Here is a 3,270-nt window from a genome sequence, read left to right as displayed (position 1 = left end):
GCCGGTTGGCCGGCCGCGCCGGCCAGACTGTCCGTGGTGGAGCGGCCGACCGTGCACTAACTTCCAACCTGGGCCACCGCGTGGGGGCGGACCAGCCGCGCTGCCAGGAAGCGGACCTTCCTAATGGCTGCAATGGGTCGATTGTGTTGAAAAACTCCGTTTGTCCCTCTTCTGAGGGCATGAACCCACAACACCTGTGACAGCGGCGAGCGGCAGCCACCAGCGGTAGAGACCTCGGTCCGTGCTGAGGAGTTTTTCAACACAATCCACCCCGAGCGGACCTCGTGAGTGGGTACCAAGTGTCAGATTTCGACGACTAGAAGCCCCCGGCGACCAACTCAAGGGAACACCGGAGGCTCAGATGCGCAGAAGCCTGCCTACCGATAAGGATGGCGGGCCTCTGTGTCTCGCTCACACGATTGCGGATTCCTACCGCCAAGGGCCCCATGGGGCCCACCCTTGTTCGAAACTCTCGCTGAACTGTTGATGGGGTGTTTCCTACTATCGCATCAGCACGCTCAAGCAGGGCCAGTCCGGGCTCGGGCTCGAAGCGCAGCGGGCGGCCATGGCGGCGCATGTGCGCGGCGGCGAGATCATCGCCGAGTTCACTGAGGTGGAGAGCGGGCGCAAGGCTGACCGGCCGCAGCTTGCCGCGGCCATCGCCTACGCGAAGAAGCGCAAAGCCGTGCTGGTCATCGCCAAGCTCGATCGTCTGGCCCGCAACGTGGCCTTCATCGCCAACGTGATGGACGGCGGCGTCGAGTTCGCGGCGTACGACTTCCCGCAGGCCAACCGGCTCATCCTGCACATCCTCGCGGCCGTGGCCGAGCACGAAGCCATGATGATCTCGACCCGCACCAAGGAAGCCCTGGCAGCCGCCAAGGCCCGCGGCGTGAAGATCGGCGGGGGGAGCACCACGACGTGGTGCGGGCCGCCTACACGGTCCAGGCCGACGCGCGGAAGGCCAACGTGCGGCCGATCATCGAGGAGATCAGGAAGGCCGGCATCACCACGCTGGTCGGCATTGCCGGGGCGCTCAACGCGCGGAATAAAGACGGCCCGCGGCGGCGCGTGGTCGGCAACGCAGGTCAGCCGCGTGATGTGAGATTTCTGCGGGTGCCACCCGCAATAATTTCTTGGACGAGAGGGCAGGGGAGAAAAATTTCGGGTCGCGCCGTGAGTGCTTTCAGGGATGCCCGTTTAATCGTCCTCAGAGTGTCGTACAGACCGCGTACGCGTCCGAGCACGCCTTGCTGCTACGACCGTCTCGCCGCTCTCTGCGGCTTTTCTGCGCGATCCACGGCCACGCTTGCCCCTGGCGATTGTCTCATCGCTCACTACGGCCTTCCTGCTGCGCCCCTCGTGCGCGGCTCTGAGCGCCCACTCGGGCACGAGGCCAGCCGCGAGGATAGTTCGCTCGGAAGGGTCGCCAAAGATGGCGAGCCGGAAGTCACCTTCAGTTGAGGCACCATAAGATATTTCAGGTTTAATTGTCCTTTTCCCATATCTCACGAATGCATCTCGCGAATGAAGCCGAAGCAGCTAGACCGGCAACGGCTCCAAAGACAAGATCACCGGGGTGCAAGTGAGATGACATATAGAATTGCAAGCAGCACGCCGAGATTGTCCCTAGGGCAACTATGCCAAATTGCTGAATAAAGTAGTTTTTTGGCAGCGCAATTGATAGAAGCGGAAGGAAAATGAACGTGAAGAATAGAATCGGACTCATCCATTTCGGGTAGAGAGTCATCAAGGCTGCCGGGAAGAGAAGCGGAAGTGCGAGTAAAAACGGAGGAAAAAGCAGTACCGCAATGATAATTATCGGAGATGCGACCAAGATCGCGAATGCTGCGCAGCTCAATGCGCCGCAGATCGAAGATATGAAGGATGCAATCAGCAGCTGAAGCGCGCGATCGAGTCCCACCAAGTAAGAATGCAAATTCATCCGCTTCGACATTGCTACGAATCTTGTGCAACTCGTTCTTTGGTGGCTAAGCCCAACCCGCCTTCTGATGTGTACGACACACTCATGAATCTACCCCTACTGCGAAGCGTTCCTCTCGCGCCATCATGGGCAAGTCACCTTTAGAACAATCAAATCCAGCCGACGGAGGCCCGGTTCTCTGGAATTGCACACATTGCTGAGGGCCGCGCAGGGCCACTCCTAGATGCGGCCTCCCTCCAGCCGCTGATGAGGCCCTGTCTTGCCCCGTCCACAGCCATGCGCAGCCCGTAGAGGATGCCGTCGAACACTGAGCGCATCGACCAGCGCCAAGGACGGCCAGTTGCGGCGGGTCTCGGCAGCATGGGGGTAACCACGGCCTATTCGGCATCCGTTAGGCAGGTTGCATACGGCGGGCTATCGCGCGCAAGCTCTGCGCGGACGGCAGGCGTCTACATCGGCATTTCCAGATGAGCACCAGACAATCAGATAAGAACGCTCTGCTGTCGCTGCTGATGCTAGGGTGGCCTATCTTCTTGATTGGTCCGGCCGATGCACACCGGCCTTACTTCACACGAAGCGAGATGGTGACGCTTCCGGACGGCCGGCCCGGTGAGATGCGGATCATTGCTGGAGACGGCCTCATGGCGGCCGATCCGACGCGCCTTCTTGTACTCGACGAGCATGGCCGATTGCTGGCCCGCAGCGCTGGACTTCAACTCGTTGATCTCGTCTGCGATGCCTCCCGGCATTGCTACGGCTACAATCGAGTGACCGGCGAGATCGTCGAGCCCGATCCCACGACGTTCGGGGCCAATGGAACCGAGGTTCCTCCGATGGGCGAGCGTGATGGCCTCGAACTTTTTGAGGGTGGCAGCGACACTTGGGGCGTTGTGAACCGACCGACCACTTTCAAGGAATGGGTGTTTTGCGAATGGCACCTTCTATGGCGCACGAACCCGATCATCCCCGGTTACTTTCTCGTGCTCGGTCTGCTCGCCGGCTCATGTTTCCTCGGCCTGGGCAAACCTCACCGGCAGACGTTCACGGAGATCGCGGATTGGTGCCTCGAAGCTGGTGGCCGCCTTTTCGGCTGCTCGGTTGTAGTTCTGTTCGCCGTGCCGCTGCTTCTGGTGGTTGGACCTCCATGGACGATATGGCTCGGTACAATGTTCGTCGGATCGTTGATCCCGATCGGCTTGGCTCGGCTAAGGAAGCGGAGCCCTTCACACGCTAGAGCGTTTTCCACGATCCCTGAGTCGGCGTGGCGGGGTGAGCGTTGATCCCTGAGGGTTTGTCAGGGAGATCGCCATGGCCCGTGCCTACAG

2 protein-coding genes and 2 pseudogenes are annotated in these 3,270 nt (G+C 60.6%); 2 read left to right on the top strand and 2 right to left on the bottom strand.

The window, feature by feature from the left end; translation table 11 throughout:
• Window positions 1-505: 505 nt before the first annotated feature.
• Window positions 506-1,105, top strand: a pseudogene (locus J2X36_RS26665) (recombinase family protein); the annotation flags it as partial.
• A 466-nt stretch (window positions 1,106-1,571) separates the two neighbouring features.
• On the opposite strand, the gene J2X36_RS26660 reads toward J2X36_RS26665, so the two are convergent.
• Both J2X36_RS26660 and J2X36_RS26655 read right to left on the bottom strand, forming a co-directional pair.
• Window positions 1,572-1,976, bottom strand: coding sequence for a hypothetical protein (locus tag J2X36_RS26660; RefSeq protein WP_310355226.1), 405 nt, complete (start codon window positions 1,974-1,976; stop codon window positions 1,572-1,574).
• A gap of 247 nt (window positions 1,977-2,223) precedes the next feature.
• Window positions 2,224-2,394 (bottom strand): annotated as a pseudogene (locus J2X36_RS26655) (transposase); the annotation flags it as partial.
• Window positions 2,395-2,412: 18 nt separating this feature from the next.
• Between J2X36_RS26655 and J2X36_RS26650 the strand changes: the two are divergent.
• Entirely contained in the window at window positions 2,413-3,225 is an 813-nt protein-coding gene (locus J2X36_RS26650) for a hypothetical protein (protein WP_310355225.1), read from the top strand.
• Window positions 3,226-3,270: the final 45 nt, after the last annotated feature.

Origin of the sequence: Methylobacterium sp. BE186 (assembly GCF_031457035.1) — a bacterium.
Classification (GTDB): Bacteria; Pseudomonadota; Alphaproteobacteria; order Rhizobiales; family Beijerinckiaceae; genus Methylobacterium; species Methylobacterium segetis.
The sequence above is the reverse complement of the archived record's forward strand: the minus strand, read 5'-3'. Positions and strand labels throughout refer to the sequence as shown.